The sequence below is a fragment of the Streptomyces caelestis genome, assembly GCF_001279005.1.
Lineage (GTDB): Bacteria > Actinomycetota > Actinomycetes > Streptomycetales > Streptomycetaceae > Streptomyces > Streptomyces heliomycini.
This window is the reverse complement of the sequence record NZ_LGCN01000228.1, coordinates 225,953-240,477: the sequence shown is the minus strand read 5'-3', so window position 1 is coordinate 240,477 and position 14,525 is coordinate 225,953. Positions and strand designations below refer to the sequence as shown.

Below are 14,525 nucleotides of genomic sequence, written 5' to 3'. Positions count from 1 at the left end.
GCCTCCCCCGGCCCCGGCCCCGACCCGGACGCGGAGGCGATCGCCGACCGGCCGGTGAGCCCCGCCAAGCGGCGCGGCGCCGACACCCGGGCGCTGACGCAGCTGCTCTTCGCCCAGCTCAAGGAGCTGGAGCCGGGCATGCCGGAACACACCCGCGTGCGCGCCGCGCTCATCGAGGCCAACCTGCCCCTGGTGCGCTACGCCGCCGCCCGTTTCCGCTCCCGCAACGAGCCGATGGAGGACGTCGTCCAGGTCGGCACCATCGGGCTGATCAACGCCATCGACCGCTTCGACCCGGACCGGGGCGTGCAGTTCCCGACGTTCGCGATGCCGACGGTGGTCGGCGAGATCAAGCGGTACTTCCGGGACAACGTCCGCACCGTCCACGTACCGCGCCGGCTGCACGAGCTGTGGGTGCAGGTCAACAGCGCGACGGAGGACCTGACGACCGCCTTCGGGCGCTCCCCGTCGACCGCCGAGATCGCCCAGCGGCTGCGCATCACCGAGGAGGAGGTGCTGTCCTGCATCGAGGCCGGACGGTCGTACCACGCCACCTCGCTGGAGGCCGCGCAGGAGGGCGACGGGATGCCCGGACTGCTGGACCGGCTGGGGTACGAGGATCCCGCCCTGGACGGCGTCGAGCACCGCGACCTCGTCCGGCACCTGCTCGTCCAGCTGCCCGAGCGGGAGCAGCGCATCCTGCTGCTGCGTTACTACAGCAACCTCACCCAGTCGCAGATCAGTGCGGAACTCGGCGTCTCGCAGATGCACGTGTCCCGTCTACTGGCACGTAGCTTCCAGCGGCTGCGGTCCGCAAACAGGATCGAGGCGTAACCGGAAAGAGCGAATCGCTCAACGGTGCCGTTCTGTGCGTTTCTGATCCGAAAGCCTGTCAGACCCCTTGTTTCCAGGGCTGATTCGCGTCTCTGATGTCGACATGTCGCTACAGCGTGTTGCCGACATGTGACATTCTGCGGGAAGCGCGTTTGCCGGAGCCTCGGCGCCGGTATTCCAGGTGATGGCTGCGTTCCTCGATCGGGGAGCGTCCGCCGCGACCGTCCCGCGACCCAAAGGGGGTGGCATGTCCGCAGAACAGGGCAGCTCGAAGGTGCTCACGCTCGCGGAGAGCGAGACAGCTCCCCATGCTCTCGACGCACTCGGCCCCATCGACGAGGGCCCGGCCCTCCCGACCACACCCGCTCCGGAGCTCCCGGACACGGCGGCCCTCGACACCCGCACCCTCTCCCGCTCCCTGTTCCTGCGGCTCGCCGTACTGGACGAGGACAGCCCGGAGCGCGCCTACGTCCGGGACACCCTGATCGAGCTCAACCTGCCGCTGGTGCGGTACGCGGCGGCGCGGTTCCGCTCGCGCAACGAGCCGATGGAGGACATCGTCCAGGTCGGCACCATCGGGCTGATCAAGGCGATCGACCGCTTCGACTGCGAACGGGGCGTGGAGTTCCCGACGTTCGCGATGCCGACGGTGGTCGGCGAGATCAAGCGGTTCTTCCGCGACACGTCGTGGTCGGTGCGGGTGCCGCGCCGGCTGCAGGAGCTGCGCCTGGCGCTGACGAAGGCCGGCGACGAGCTCTCCCAGAAGCTGGACCGCTCCCCGACGGTTCCCGAACTCGCCGCCGTGCTGGGCGTGTCGGAGGAGGACGTCGTCGACGGCCTCGCGGTCGGCAACGCGTACACGGCGTCCTCGCTGGACTCCCCCGCCCCCGAGGACGACGGCGGCGAGGGCTCGCTCGCCGACCGCCTCGGCTACGAGGACACGGCGCTGGAGGGCGTGGAGTACCGGGAGTCGCTCAAGCCGCTGCTGGCCAAGCTGCCGCCCCGGGAGCGGCGGATCATCATGCTGCGCTTCTTCGCCAACATGACCCAGTCGCAGATCGGCGAGGAGGTCGGCATCTCCCAGATGCACGTCTCGCGGCTGCTCACCCGCACGCTCGCCCAGCTGCGGGAGGGCCTCATCGCGGACTGAGGCGTGATCAGGAGGCGGAGCGCCCGAGGGACGCTCCGCGCGTGACATCGGTCTCGTGGCCGCCGGGGCGCCCCGTACGGGCGCAACGGCGGCCGCCGCGTTCTCCGGTGCCCGCGCACGCGCCGGGCCGCCGCCGTCACGCCTGAGGGGAACCGCGACGCCGGGACCGCGTCGGCGCGGTCCCCGGGACGGGCTACTTCAGCGCGAGCCAGGCCACCGCGGCGACGACCGCCACGGCGACGACGATGCCGACGATCAGGCCGATCCGCGGGCCGCCGCCGGTCGCGGCGGCCTGCCGGGCCTGGGGTTCCTCGTCGACGAACGCGCGGAACATCTGGGTGCTGCCGGCGGGGTCGTGGTTGCCCTGCGGGCCCTGGGAGTTAGCCATGTCCCGAGACCCTAGCGAATGCCCGGTGAGGCGCCCAAGCGGGGGCGCGGACCGCGGGCGCCGTGCGGTTCGGACCGGCCCCGGGGAGCGGCTTCCGGGCAGGATCCGCGCGGCGCCCCGGAGGGCCGGCGAACGGCCCGTACGGGGTGGACAGGGCCCTGGCCTGCGGGTTTACTCTCGCGATTACTTGCCTTTGCCAAGTTTTTGAGCCGGAAGACCCGTTTTTATTTGCCTGTGGCAACCATCCATTCCTATCGTTGCCCTAAGCAATCAAGTGGGAGGTGCCATGGCCGAGCAGGCGCAGTACGAGGAGCTGGTGCGACAGTTCAGCGCCTTCGGCGCCGTCAAGCGGGAGATGAGGCGGATCCTGCCGGCCGACTGCCCCAGCGGCTCCGCCGCCGTGCTGACGCTGCTCGGCCGCCACGGCGACATGCGCATGAGCAAGCTCGCCGAGCTGCTGTCCGTGGACATGTCGGTCACCAGCCGCCACGCCGCCCATCTGGCCGAGCGCGGCTGGATCGAGCGGTCCCCCGATCCCGCCGACAAGCGGTCCCGCATCCTGCACCTCACCGCCTCCGGCCAGACCCAGCTCGACGAGCTGTTCCGGCGGACCACCCGGCTCCTCGCGGAGCGCCTGGACGACTGGCCCGACGACGAGGTCGGCCGGCTCAATCAGCTGATGGCCCGGCTCAGGGACAGCTTCGGCGACTGCCGCACGGTGCCCCGTCCGGCGCCTCCCGCTCCCGAACAGACCACCCGTACACCCGCAAGCGCGTAAGAGAAGGAAGTCCATGGCAACGACCACACCGAACGGTGTGCGGGCTCATGCCAAGCACGGGGGAGGCTCCTCCGCAGACGCTCCGATGACCCATCGGCAGATCATGGAGGCGCTCTCCGGGCTGCTGCTCGGCATGTTCTGCGCCATCCTGTCGTCGACCATCGTCACCAACGCCCTGCCCGAGATCGTCTCCGACCTCGGCGGCGGCCAGAGCGCCTACACCTGGGTCGTCACCGCCTCGCTGCTGACGATGACCGCCTCCACCCCCCTGTGGGGCAAGCTCGCCGACCTCACCAGCAAGAAGATCCTGGTCCAGGCGGCCCTGGTCGTCTTCGTCATCGGCTCCGTCGTGGCCGGTCTGGCGCAGAACCCGGCGATGCTGATCACCGCCCGCGCCATCCAGGGCCTGGGCGCCGGCGGTCTGTCCGCCCTGGCGCAGATCATCATGGCCGCGATGATCTCCCCGCGTGAGCGCGGACGCTACTCCGGCTACCTGGGCGCGACCTTCGCCGTCGCGACCGTCGGCGGCCCGCTGCTCGGCGGCGTCATCACCGACACCAGCTGGCTCGGCTGGCGCTGGTGCCTCTACGTCGGCGTGCCCTTCGCGATCATCGCGCTGATCGTGCTGCAGAAGACGCTGAACCTGCCCGTGGTCAAGCGGAAGACCAAGGTCGACTGGGCCGGCGCCTTCTTCGTCACCGCGGCCGTCTGCCTGCTGCTCGTCTGGGTCACCTTCGCCGACGACAAGTACGACTGGATGTCCTGGCAGACGGGCGTCATGGTCGGCGGCTCGATCGTGCTGACGCTGGTCTTCCTCTTCGTCGAGTCGCGGGCGAGCGAGCCGATCATCCCGCTGCGCCTGTTCAGGAACCGCACCATCACCCTGGCCTCGCTGGCCTCGCTGTTCGTCGGGATCGCGATGTTCGCGGGCACCGTCTACTTCAGCCAGTACTTCCAGCTGGCCCGGGACAAGTCCCCGACGATGTCGGGCGTCATGACCATCCCGATGATCGGCGGCCTGTTCATATCGTCCACGCTCTCCGGCATCATCATCACCAGGACCGGCAGGTGGAAGAGCTGGCTGCTGGCCGGCGGCGTCCTGCTGACGGCGGGCCTGGGCCTGCTCGGCACCATGCGCTACGACACCCCCTACTGGCACATCGGCGTCTTCATGGCGCTCATGGGTCTCGGCGTCGGCATGATGATGCAGAACCTGGTCCTGTGCACGCAGAACCAGGTGGACCCCGGCGACCTGGGCGCGGCCTCCTCCGTCGTGACCTTCTTCCGGTCCCTCGGCGGCGCGGTGGGCGTCTCCGTGCTCGGCTCGGTCATGTCCAGCCGGATCACCGGCTACGCCCAGGACACCATCGGGCAGCTCAGCCCGCAGGAGCAGGCGGCCGCCGCCAAGACCTCCGGCAGCGGCACGATCCCCGACATGGACCTGCTGCCCCCGTCCATCCGCACCTGGCTGGAGAGCGCCTACGGGCACGGCATCGCCGACATCTTCCTGTACGTCGCGCCGATCGCCCTGCTCGCCTTCCTGGTGACGCTGTTCATCAAGGAGGTCCCGCTGCGGACCTCGGGCGCGCTGGCCCAGGCCGCGGAGGCCGCGGCCGAGACCGCCCCGCCGGCGGCGCCGGCCCCCGCCGGAGCCGCCCGCGTCGCCGACGAGCCGGTTTCGTCCGGTACGACGGCGGCCGAGGCGCCGGCGCCCTCCGCCGCCTCGGACACCCCGGTCGACAAGGCCGCGGCGACCCAGCGGCTCGCCGCCGTCGCCACGGCGACCGGCCCCGGTGAGCCGGGGACGCCCGCCTCCGGCGGCATCCCGGTGCGCGGTGTCGTGCGGGGCGCCGACAGCGCGCCCGTGCCGCGGGCCGCCGTCACGCTGATCTCGCTGGGCGGGCGTCAGCTGGGCCGGTCGGTGGCGCAGGCCGACGGCGCGTACGCGGTGGACGCGCCCGGGGCCGGGTCGTACGTCCTGATCGCCGCCGCCGACGGCCACCAGCCGCAGGCGTCCACGGTCGTGGTGAACGACGAGCCGGTCGCCTACGACATCCTGCTCAGCGGCACCAGCGGGCTGACCGGACTGGTCCGCACCGCCGACGCCGGGCTGCCGGTGCCGGACGCCATGGTGATCGTCACCGATGTGCGCGGGGATCTGCTGGCCACCGGGAGCACCGGTGAGCAGGGCGAGTTCTCCTTCGCCGAGCTGGTGCCGGGCGCGGTGACCGTGGCGGTGAACGCCGCCGGGTACCGGCCGCGCGCCCTGCCCGTCGAGGTGGGCGGCGCCGGGGTCACCCGGGTCGAGGTCGACCTGGAGACCGGCGCCCGGGTGCGGGGCGTGGTCCGCGCCCCGCACGGGCCGCTGGCCGACGCCCGGGTCACCCTGGTCGACGCGGCGGGCAACGTGGCCGGCACCGCGACGACCGGCGCGGACGGGGCGTACGCCTTCGCCGACCTGGACGGCGGCGAGTACACCGTGATCGCCACGGGCTACCCGCCGGTGGCGACGGCCCTGAGGGTCACCGGCGCCGGTGTCGACGACCACGACATCGAGCTCGCCCACCCGGGCGAGTAGCGAAACCCCGGCCCGTGGCGGGCGGGCGCGTCCTGTAGCGGAGACGCGCCCCCGCCACGGGCCGGCCCCATTCGGCCATTTCGTATGTTTGCGCAGGGAGAGAACGGGATGTCACTGACCGCGAGGATCCGCACCCGGGACGGATGGGCCGTGTCGCACGCGGTCGTCACGGTGGCCGACGGGACCGGCACGCAGGTGCTGCGCGCCGAGGCGGACCCCGAGGGCGTGGTGCGGGACGCCACCGCGCTGGCGCCGGGGGCGTACACCGTGATCGTCACCGCGGTCGGGTACGCGCCCGCCGCCGCCAGCGCGATCGTCACCGCGAGCGGGCGGGCCGAGGTCGGAACGGTGACGCTGGCCCGGCAGGGCGGCACCGAGCTGCCGCCGCCGGGACCGTGGACCGTGGACCCGGCGCATTCGAGCGTGGCGGCGGTCGCCCAGCACCTGGGCATCTCCAGCGTGCGGGGCCGGTTCACCGAGTTCGCGGCCCTGGTGGAGATCGCGCCGGACGACGTCGCCGCGTCGCGGGTGGAGGCGGTGATCCGGGCGGCGTCCATCGACACCGGCAACGGGATGCGCGACACCCATCTGCGGTCCGCGGACTTCCTGGACGTCGAGCGGTACCCCGAGATCACCTACCGGTCCACCGGTCTGTCCGAGGCGGGTTCCGACCGCTGGACGGTCCACGGCGAGCTGGCCATGCGGGGGGTCGTCCGGCCCGTCGACCTGGACCTGGCCTACCTCGGCACCGGGGCGGACCCCTGGGGCGGCACTCGGGCGGCCTTCCGCGCCACGGCCGAACTGCGGCGCGAGGACTTCGCGATGAACTACAACCAGGTCGTCCAGGCCGGCATCGCGGCCATCGGCGCCACCCTCCGGGTGGAGCTGGACGTCCAGGCCGTCCAGGGGGCGTCGCTCCCGGCCGCGTGACGCCCCCGTCAGGGGGTGCCGGGCGGGTCGACGATGCGGCGGGCGAGGTCGCGCAGTTTGACGTTCTCCCGCTGCGAGGCCCGCACCAGGCTGTCGAAGGCGCCGGCCGCGTCGATGTTCAGGCGCTCCATGAGGATGCCGGTGGCCTGGCCGATCAGGTCCCGGGTGCGCATGGCCTCGGTGAGCTGCTCGCGCACGGTGGCGGAGTCGAGGGCGATGCCCACGTGCGCGGTGAACAGCCGGCCGATCCGCAGCGCGGTCTCGTCGAAGGCGCGCGGCTTGCGGGCGTAGACGGTGAGCACGGTCAGCCGGCGACGGTCGGCCCGCAGCCGCAGCGACAGCACGGACCGCAGGCCGAGTCCGGCCAGCGCGCCCTCGCCCTCGTCGTTCTCGCTGTCCTCGACCGCGGCCACGGGGGCGGTCCACAGCCGGTGCCAGTACGGCCGGCGCCCGGCCCCGGGGTCGTCGTCCTCCTCGGCGGTGCGCACGACGTCGTCGGTCCAGGCGAGCGTGGAGCGCCGGTTGTCCCGCTCCACGACGGAGATGCCCGCGTGGTCGGCGCCCGGCACGAGGTCGACCGCGAGACGGACCGCGGTCTCCAGGGCGCTGTCCGGAGCGGACGTCTCGTGCAGTTTCCGTGCAGCTTGTGTGAGCGCTTCCGCCAGCTCCAACCCAGCCGGGAAACGGGTCAAATCAGAAAACCGGGACGCAACCACCACGAACCTCTTCGGCGTGCACGGCGTCACCACCGTGCGCAGGAGAGCTCCGCAGCACATTCCCGACTGCGAGCAAAGGACGCACAGAACTCTATCTGTTCGGTTGCGATGGGGTGACGTCCGGATCCGGGGTATCGGCATCCGGACCGACCGCCGCCCCGGCCCGCTTTCGCCGGCGCCCTCCGGCGTGGTGCAATGGGCGGGCGGGTCAGGAAGCGGCCTTACCGGAATCCCGGACGACACACGTCTGCCAGGTGAGCGCCGTGACCTTCCCGCCGAACCCCTCCGAGCCGCGTGACGCGTCCGCGCACGTGCTGCTCCGGCTCCCCCCGGAGATCGACTCCTCCAACGCCGGGGGCCTCCTCGGCACCATCGTCTCCGGAGCGCGTACCGGCGACGGCCGGCAGCCCCGGGTCCTGGTCCTCGACCTCACCGCGACCCGGTTCATGGACTCCCAGGGCGTCCGCCTCATCAACGACGTACGCCGGCTGCTGCGCCCCGCCACCCGCGTGTACGTGGTGGCCCGTCCGGGCAGCGTGGCGGGCCGCGTGCTGGAACTGACCGGCCTGCGCCGCGACGTCCCCGTGTACGACAACCTCCCGGAGGCCATGGCGGCCTAGGCTGACGCCATGGCACCCAACATCGCGACGAACACCCGTGTGTCCCTCGACGAACTGCTGGACTTCGTACGGCCCCGGCACCGGGCGATCCTGCTGACCCGGCGGGCCGACGGCGGTCCCCAGGGCTCGCCGCTGACCTGCGGGGTCGACGACTCGGGCCGGATCGTGGTCTCCACGTACCCCGAGCGCGCCAAGACCCGCAACGCCAAGCGGGACGGCCGGGTGAGCCTGATCGTCCTCAGCGACGACTGGAACGGGCCGTGGGTGCAGATCGACGGCACCGCCGAGGTGGTCGACTCGCCCGACTCCGTGGAGCCGCTGGTGGAGTACTACCGGAACATCGCCGGCGAGCACCCGGACTGGGACGAGTACCGCGCCGCCATGGTCAAGCAGGGCAAGTCGATCATCCGGATCACTCCGGAGCGCTGGGGTCCGGTGGCGACCGGCGGTTTCCCGGCGCGGCTGGTCGAGGGGGAGTAGGGGAAACGCGTGAGGGCGGTGACACGGGGTGTCACCGCCCTCGTCCCCGTCGGGGGACCGTCAGCCGTCGGTCGTCTTCCGTGTGAGGTCGTAGAAGGTGGCCGAGCCGGCCGTCACCTCCTCGAAGTTCTCCTGCACCCAGGTGGAGATCTGCCCGGAGCCGCCGGAGTCCCCGCCCATGCCGCCGCCCATGCCGCCGCCGGCGACGAAGTAGTGGATCTTCCCTTCGGCCACGTACTCCTTGAACCGGGCCAGGGTCGGGGACGGGTCGGTGCCGTTGAAGCCGCCGATCGCCATCACGGGTTCACCGGTGGAGAGCTGGTAGCTCGCGGCGTTCTGGGCGCCGATGGCCGCGGCGGCCCAGGTGTAGTCGTCGGCGTCGGCCTCCAGCAGCTCCTTGGCCTCGGAGTCGACGTCCGCGCCGCCGAGCAGACCGCCCATGCCGCCGCCCGCGCCGCCGGGCATGCCGCCCTCGGCGCTGTCGCCGGTGCCGCTCCGCGGGGCGCCCTGGCCGTTCCGGCCACCCTGACCGCCCTGACCGTCCTGGCCCGTGGGGCCGCCGCCAAGGAAGCCGCCGGCGCCGTTGCCGCCCGCGCCGGGCGGGGTCTGGCCCTGGCCGCCCTGCGGGGTCTGCCCGCCGGGCCCGCCCCCGCCGGGGAAGCCGCCGCCGCCTCCGCCGGGACCGCCGCCCCTGCTCGCCCCGGCCGGACCGGCGGTGACGATCGAACCGGTGTGTCCCTCCTGCACGGTGCTCAGCGTGTACGCCGTCGGACCGGCCAGCGCGGCCGCCAGACCCAGCCCCGCCGCCGCGAGCGCCACCCGCCGCCCCACCCTGCCCGCGAAGACCAGCCCGAGGGCGGCGACCAGCCCGCCGACCAGGACCGGCCACTTCAGCCACGGCAGGTAGTCGGGCGTGCGGTCGAGCAGCACGTACCCCCAGGCCGCCGTGGCCGTGACGGCGGCCGCGAGGGCGAGCGACGCCCACGGCGCCCGCCGCTTCTCCCACAGGGCCGCCGCGCCCATGCCGACCACGGCCGCGAGGGAGGGGGCGAGGGCCACCGTGTAGTACTGGTGGAAGATGCCGGCCATGTAGCTGAAGACCACCATGGTCGTCAGCAGCGAGCCGCCCCACACCAGGAACGAGGCGCGGGCGAGGTCGGTCCGCGCGGCCTTCCGGGTGAGCACCAGGCCGGCGACGAGCAGGATCAGCGCGGCGGGCAGCAGCCAGGAGATCTGGCCGCCGATCTCGGAGTCGAACATCCGGTCCCAGCCGGTCTCGCCCCACTGTCCGCCGCCGCCCATGCCACCACCACCGCCGCCGACGCTGCCGGTCTCCTCGCCGTTGAGCCGGCCGAGACCGTTGTAGCCGAAGGTCAGCTCAAGGAAGCTGTTGTTCTGCGAACCGCCGACGTACGGGCGCGACGACGCCGGCCACAGTTCGACGACCGCCACCCACCAGCCGCCGGAGACGACCAGCGCGAGGGTCGCCAGCGCCAGCTGGCCCAGCCGCTTCCTCGGCCGCACGGGCGCGCAGACGCCGTAGACCAGCGCGAGGGCCGGGAGGATCAGGAAGGCCTGGAGGGTCTTGGCGAGGAACGCGAAACCGATCGCGGCCCCGGCCCACACCAGCCACTTCGTGCGGCCGTCCTCCAGGGCGCGGACGACGAGGTAACAGGCGACGGACGTCAGCAGCGCCAGCATCGCGTCCGGGTTGTTGAACCGGAACATCAGCGCCGCGACCGGGGTGAGCGCGAGGACCGCGCCCGCGATCAGACCGGCCGCCGGACCGAAGCGGCGGCGGACGGCCGCGTACACGACGGCGACCGTGCCGACGCCCATGAGCGCCTCGGGCACCAGGATCGCCCAGGAGTTCAGGCCGAAGACCCTGACCGACAGCTCCATCGGCCACAGCGAGGCCGGGGGCTTGTCCACGGTGATGGCGTTCGCCGCGTCCAGCGAGCCGAAGAAGAACGCCTTCCAGGACTCACTGCCCGCCTGGACGGCCGCCGAGTAGAAGGAGTTGGCGTATCCGGAGGCGCTCAGGTCGTAGAGGTAGAGCAGTCCGGTCGCCAGCAGCAGGCCGAGGAGGGCGGGGCGCGCCCAGCGGGGGTCCTCGGGCCGGCCGCGCCACGCTCTGCGGGCGAGGGGCCCGCGGGGTTCGCCCGTGCCGGGGGCCGCGTGCCGGGCCCCCTCCGGGGGGCCCCAGGCGGCGGGGTCCGCCGGGGGACTCGTCCGGTCGTACTGCGGGGTCATCGGAAGTCCCTCGGTTCGTGGTCGGAAGGCCGGGACGGACGGGCGGGCAGCGGCGCGCGGACCTGCTGGAGCGGCAGGGTCGCGTCCTGCCGGGCGGAGGCGGCGGGGGCGTCCTGCCGGGCGGAGGCGGTCTCGGGGAACCGGTCACGGTCCGGGAACACCCACGCGCGGAAGAGCAGGAACCGCAGCACGGTCGCCGCGAGGTTGGCCGCGACGAGGACCGCCAGCTCGGTGGAGTGGGCCGGGTCGCTGGTGGCGGCGTTCAACGCGGCGAGCGAGCCGCTGGTCAGGGCGAGACCGATGCCGAGGACGACCAGGCCCTGCGCCTGGTGCCGTACGGCACCGCCGCGCCCCCGCACGCCGAAGGTGAGCCGCCGGTTGGCGGCGGTGTTGGCGACCGCGGAGACCAGCAGGGCGAGCCCGTTGGCGGTCTGGGAGCCGGTGAAGGTGCGGAAGCCGCTGTAGAGCAGCAGGTAGAAGAGGGTGGACAGGACGCCGACGACGCAGAAGCCGACCAGCTGGCGGGCCAGTCCCCGCGGCACGTCCTCGATGTCCCGGTCGCGCGGGTCGTCGCCGAAGGGCCGGGCGAGCCGGTCCAGCGGCAGCGAACCGGTGGCCAGCGCCCTGCCGACCCGCCAGACGCCCTTGAGGTCGTCGGTCGCCGTCCTCACGATGCGCACGGTGGAGTCGGGGTCGTCGACCCAGTCGACCGGCACCTCGTGGATGCGCAGGCCCGCGCGCTCGGAGAGGACCAGCAGCTCGGTGTCGAAGAACCAGCCGCTGTCCTCCACCAGCGGCAGCAGCACCTGGGCCACGTCACGGCGGATCGCCTTGAACCCGCACTGCGCGTCGGAGAAGCGGGCCTGCAGCGAGCCGCGCAGGATCAGGTTGTACGAGCGGCTGATGAACTCCCGTTTGGCGCCCCGCACCACGCGTGAGCTGCGGCTCAGCCGGGAGCCGATGGCGAGGTCGGAGTGGCCGGAGATCAGCGGGGCGACCAGCGGGAGCAGCGCGTTGAGGTCGGTGGACAGGTCCACGTCCATGTAGGCGAGGACGGGGGCGTCCGAGGCGGACCAGACGGTCCGCAGCGCCCGGCCGCGCCCCTTCTGCTCCAGGCGCACCGACCGCACCCGCGGAAACCGTTCCGCCAGCCGGCCGGCCACGTGCGGGGTGCCGTCCGTGGAGGCGTTGTCGGCGATCGTGATGCGGAAGGCGTAGGGGAAGGTGCGGGTCAGGTGCTCGTGCAGTCTGCGGACGCACGGCTTGAGGTCCTTCTCCTCGTTGTAGACGGGGATCACGACGTCCAGGACCGGCGTGCCCGCTCCGGCGGCCGGGAGGTGCTCCCGCGCCGGCAGGGTGCCGGGAGAAGAATCGGTTCGCATGGAACCGACTCTGCTCAGGCGCCCTGTCGTGCCCATGTGGTGAGGCTGTGCCGCGGCTGTGGGTACGGCTCGGGCGCCGACCGCGGTTCGACGGCGGGGAGACGGAGCGTGAAAGCGGTGTGCCCCGGCACGCTGTCGACGGTCACGGCACCGCCGTGCGCGGTCGCCACGGCCTGCACGATGGCCAGGCCCAGACCGGTCGAACCGGTGGCACGGGTGCGTGCCGAGTCGCCGCGCGCGAACCGTTCGAAGATGCGCGGGAGCAGTGCGGTCGGAATGCCCGGCCCGTTGTCGACCACGTCGAGGCAGAGCCAGGGACCGTCGCGGCGCACCCGGGCGGTGACGGTGGTGCCCGGCGGGGTGTGGTTGCGGGCGTTGCCGAGCAGGTTGACGAGGACCTGCTGGAGCCGGGCGGCGTCGGCGCACACCGGCGCGGGCTCGTCGGGCAGTTCGAGCCGCCAGACGTGCTCCTGGCCGGCGGCGCGGGCGTCGCTGACGGTGTCCACGACGAGCGGGACGAGGTCGGTCTCCTCGAACTGCAGGGGACGTCCCGCGTCCAGCCGGGCGAGCAGCAGCAGGTCCTCGACGAGCAGGGTCATCCGGCTCGCCTCGGACTCGATCCGGCCGAGCGCGTGCCGGGTGTCGGGGCCGACCTGTTCCCGGCCGCGCCGGGTGAGTTCGGCGTAGCCCCGGATGGAGGCCAGCGGTGTGCGCAGCTCGTGGCTGGCGTCCGCGACGAACTGCCGTACCCGGGTCTCGCTCTCCTGCCGGGCGTGCAGCGCCCCGTGGACGTGGTCGAGCATCCGGTTGAGGGCGGCGCCGACCCGGCCGACCTCGCTGTGCGGATCGCACTCGGACTCGGGGACGCGCTCCTTGAGGTGCACCTCACCGGTGTGCAGGGGCAGTTCGGAGACGCGGGTGGCGGTGGCGGCGACCTTGCGGAGGGGGCGGGTGGCGACGCCGACGATGACGGCTCCGGCCAGGGACGCGGCGATGAGCCCGGCGGCGGTGACGCTGATCTCGACGAGGATCAGGGTGTTGATGGTGTTGTCGACGTCCGCCGTGGGGAGGGCGGTGTAGAAGGCGCCGTTGGGACCTGCTCGGTAGACGGCGCGGTAGGTCCCGAGGCCGGGGATGTCCACGGTGTGCTCGGTGAAGTCCCGGGCGACGGAGCCGAGTGCGGTGGTCTGGGCCACGTCCAGCGACTTGGCGCTCATCGAGAAGTCGTCCTCGGACTTCTTTCCGTACAGGGCCTCCGTGACGGCGCCCTCCTCGACCTTCGCCGCGATGGTGTGGCTCGGCTGCGGGCCGTGGGCGACGAACTCGGTGAGATCGACCGGCTTGGGCTCCCGGCCGACTCCGTCCCCGCCTTGTCCCGGCGGCCCGAAGGCGCCCGACGCGCGCGCCGCGACCTCCTTCAGCTGCCCGTCCAGTTGCTCGTACAGGTGGGACCGCAGCGCCAGCGTGGTCACGGTGCCGATCACCGCGCACACCACCGCGATCAGCACCACGGACGCGACGACGAGCCGTGTCCGCAGGGTGCGCGGGGAGCGTGCCCGCCGCTGCGGACGCGGCCGCCGTCGTCCGCTCACGAGACGGCGGGCTTGATCATGTAGCCGGCGCCGCGCCGGGTGTGGATCATCGGCTCCCGGCCCGCGTCGATCTTCCTGCGCAGGTACGAGATGTACAGCTCGACGACGTTCGCCTGCCCGCCGAAGTCGTACGACCAGACCCGGTCGAGGATCTGGGCCTTGCTGAGCACGCGCCGCGGATTGCGCATCAGGAAGCGCAGCAGCTCGAACTCGGTGGCGGTGAGGTGGATGTCGTCGCCGCCGCGGGTGACCTCGTGGCTGTCCTCGTCGAGGGTGAGGTCGCCGACGACCAGCATCGACTCGGAGCGGCGGTCGGCCGCGCCGGAGCGGCGGATCAGTCCGCGCAGCCGGGCGACGACCTCCTCCAGGCTGAACGGCTTGGTGACGTAGTCGTCCCCGCCGGCGGTCAGTCCGGCGATGCGGTCCTCGACGGCGTCCTTGGCGGTGAGGAACAGCACGGGCACGTCCGGCAGCTCGCGGCGCAGCCGGCCGAGGATGGCCAGTCCGTTCATGTCCGGCAGCATCATGTCCAGCACGACGGCGTCGGGCCGGAACTCGCGTGCGGCGCGGAGGGCCCCCTGGCCGTCCCCCGCGCTGCGGATCTGCCAGCCCTCGTACCGCAGGGCCATGGACAGCAGCTCGGTGATCGACTGCTCGTCGTCCACCACAAGCACGCGGACGGGGCTCCCGTCCGGCCTCAGCAGTTCGGTGCGCCCCTGGGGCGAGATCGTGGTCATACCGCACACGATGTCCGGGGCCTCTGAGAGCACCCTTTCGGGAACCTGTGTTTTACCTGAGAAACCCACAGGCCCCGCTCGGCCGGG

Annotated in this window: 13 protein-coding genes; 7 read left to right on the top strand and 6 right to left on the bottom strand. The window is 72.7% G+C overall.

Annotated features, from left to right (window positions below; translation table 11 throughout):
* The first annotated feature begins 39 nt into the window (after positions 1-39).
* On the top strand, positions 40-834 hold the full coding sequence (locus ADK41_RS29770) for an RNA polymerase sigma factor SigF (protein WP_063781739.1): 795 nt from the start codon (positions 40-42) through the stop codon (positions 832-834).
* A 247-nt stretch (positions 835-1,081) separates the two neighbouring features.
* Positions 1,082-1,984, top strand: a complete 903-nt coding sequence (locus ADK41_RS29765; RefSeq protein WP_030820362.1) for an RNA polymerase sigma factor SigF — start codon at positions 1,082-1,084, stop codon at positions 1,982-1,984.
* A 193-nt stretch (positions 1,985-2,177) separates the two neighbouring features.
* Here ADK41_RS29765 and ADK41_RS29760 read toward each other — a convergent pair whose 3' ends face one another.
* Positions 2,178-2,372 carry a hypothetical protein gene (locus ADK41_RS29760; RefSeq protein WP_030820360.1) on the bottom strand — a complete coding sequence of 65 codons (195 nt, stop codon included), beginning with the start codon at positions 2,370-2,372 and terminating at the stop codon, positions 2,178-2,180.
* Positions 2,373-2,658: 286 nt separating this feature from the next.
* Here ADK41_RS29760 and ADK41_RS29755 point away from each other — a divergent pair, with 286 nt between their 5' ends.
* The 3 genes from ADK41_RS29755 to ADK41_RS29745 all read left to right on the top strand — a co-directional run bounded on the left by ADK41_RS29755 (position 2,659) and on the right by ADK41_RS29745 (position 6,658).
* Entirely contained in the window at positions 2,659-3,150 is a 492-nt protein-coding gene (locus ADK41_RS29755; RefSeq protein WP_030820358.1) for a MarR family winged helix-turn-helix transcriptional regulator, read from the top strand.
* Positions 3,151-3,163: 13 nt separating this feature from the next.
* Positions 3,164-5,728 carry an MFS transporter gene (locus ADK41_RS29750; protein ID WP_078661807.1) on the top strand — a complete coding sequence of 855 codons (2,565 nt, stop codon included), beginning with the start codon at positions 3,164-3,166 and terminating at the stop codon, positions 5,726-5,728.
* Between the two features lie 108 nt (positions 5,729-5,836).
* Positions 5,837-6,658, top strand: coding sequence for a YceI family protein (locus ADK41_RS29745; RefSeq protein WP_030820354.1), 822 nt, complete (start codon positions 5,837-5,839; stop codon positions 6,656-6,658).
* A gap of 8 nt (positions 6,659-6,666) precedes the next feature.
* On the opposite strand, the gene ADK41_RS29740 is transcribed toward ADK41_RS29745, so the two are convergent.
* On the bottom strand, positions 6,667-7,434 hold the full coding sequence (locus ADK41_RS29740) for an ANTAR domain-containing protein (RefSeq protein WP_030820352.1): 768 nt from the start codon (positions 7,432-7,434) through the stop codon (positions 6,667-6,669).
* A 203-nt stretch (positions 7,435-7,637) separates the two neighbouring features.
* On the opposite strand from ADK41_RS29740, the gene ADK41_RS29735 reads away from it, so the two are divergent.
* Positions 7,638-7,994, top strand: a complete 357-nt coding sequence (locus tag ADK41_RS29735; RefSeq protein WP_030820350.1) for an STAS domain-containing protein — start codon at positions 7,638-7,640, stop codon at positions 7,992-7,994.
* 9 nt (positions 7,995-8,003) lie between these two features.
* A complete protein-coding gene (locus tag ADK41_RS29730) occupies positions 8,004-8,474 on the top strand; it encodes a PPOX class F420-dependent oxidoreductase (protein ID WP_030820348.1) in 471 nt (156 codons plus the stop codon).
* Between the two features lie 60 nt (positions 8,475-8,534).
* On the opposite strand, the gene ADK41_RS29725 is transcribed toward ADK41_RS29730, so the two are convergent.
* Genes ADK41_RS29725 through ADK41_RS29710 form a run of 4 tightly spaced genes read right to left on the bottom strand, consistent with a single transcriptional unit; the run spans position 8,535 to position 14,438 of the window.
* Entirely contained in the window at positions 8,535-10,727 is a 2,193-nt protein-coding gene (locus ADK41_RS29725; RefSeq protein WP_030820346.1) for an ArnT family glycosyltransferase, read from the bottom strand.
* Positions 10,724-12,109, bottom strand: coding sequence for a bifunctional glycosyltransferase family 2/GtrA family protein (locus ADK41_RS29720; RefSeq protein WP_037803493.1), 1,386 nt, complete (start codon positions 12,107-12,109; stop codon positions 10,724-10,726). Before ADK41_RS29720 ends, ADK41_RS29725 begins: the two co-directional genes overlap by 4 nt.
* Positions 12,110-12,123: 14 nt before the next feature.
* Positions 12,124-13,701 (bottom strand): sensor histidine kinase, encoded by a 1,578-nt coding sequence (locus ADK41_RS29715; RefSeq protein WP_030820336.1) that lies wholly within the window; start codon positions 13,699-13,701, stop codon positions 12,124-12,126.
* A complete protein-coding gene (locus ADK41_RS29710) occupies positions 13,698-14,438 on the bottom strand; it encodes a response regulator transcription factor (protein ID WP_167353492.1) in 741 nt (246 codons plus the stop codon). Before ADK41_RS29710 ends, ADK41_RS29715 begins: the two co-directional genes overlap by 4 nt.
* Positions 14,439-14,525 lie beyond the last annotated feature (87 nt).

Bases quoted from the DNA above. Each gene is read 5' to 3' on its own strand.
- ADK41_RS29765 (WP_030820362.1), top strand. From the start codon at position 1,082: ATGTCCGCAGAACAGGGCAGCTCGAAGGTGCTCACGCTCGCGGAGAGC.
- ADK41_RS29760 (WP_030820360.1), bottom strand. From the start codon at position 2,372: ATGGCTAACTCCCAGGGCCCGCAGGGCAACCACGACCCCGCCGGCAGC.
- ADK41_RS29755 (WP_030820358.1), top strand. From the start codon at position 2,659: ATGGCCGAGCAGGCGCAGTACGAGGAGCTGGTGCGACAGTTCAGCGCC.
- ADK41_RS29750 (WP_078661807.1), top strand. From the start codon at position 3,164: ATGGCAACGACCACACCGAACGGTGTGCGGGCTCATGCCAAGCACGGG.
- ADK41_RS29745 (WP_030820354.1), top strand. From the start codon at position 5,837: ATGTCACTGACCGCGAGGATCCGCACCCGGGACGGATGGGCCGTGTCG.
- ADK41_RS29740 (WP_030820352.1), bottom strand. From the start codon at position 7,434: ATGTGCTGCGGAGCTCTCCTGCGCACGGTGGTGACGCCGTGCACGCCG.
- ADK41_RS29730 (WP_030820348.1), top strand. From the start codon at position 8,004: ATGGCACCCAACATCGCGACGAACACCCGTGTGTCCCTCGACGAACTG.
- ADK41_RS29725 (WP_030820346.1), bottom strand. From the start codon at position 10,727: ATGACCCCGCAGTACGACCGGACGAGTCCCCCGGCGGACCCCGCCGCC.
- ADK41_RS29720 (WP_037803493.1), bottom strand. From the start codon at position 12,109: ATGCGAACCGATTCTTCTCCCGGCACCCTGCCGGCGCGGGAGCACCTC.
- ADK41_RS29710 (WP_167353492.1), bottom strand. From the start codon at position 14,438: ATGACCACGATCTCGCCCCAGGGGCGCACCGAACTGCTGAGGCCGGAC.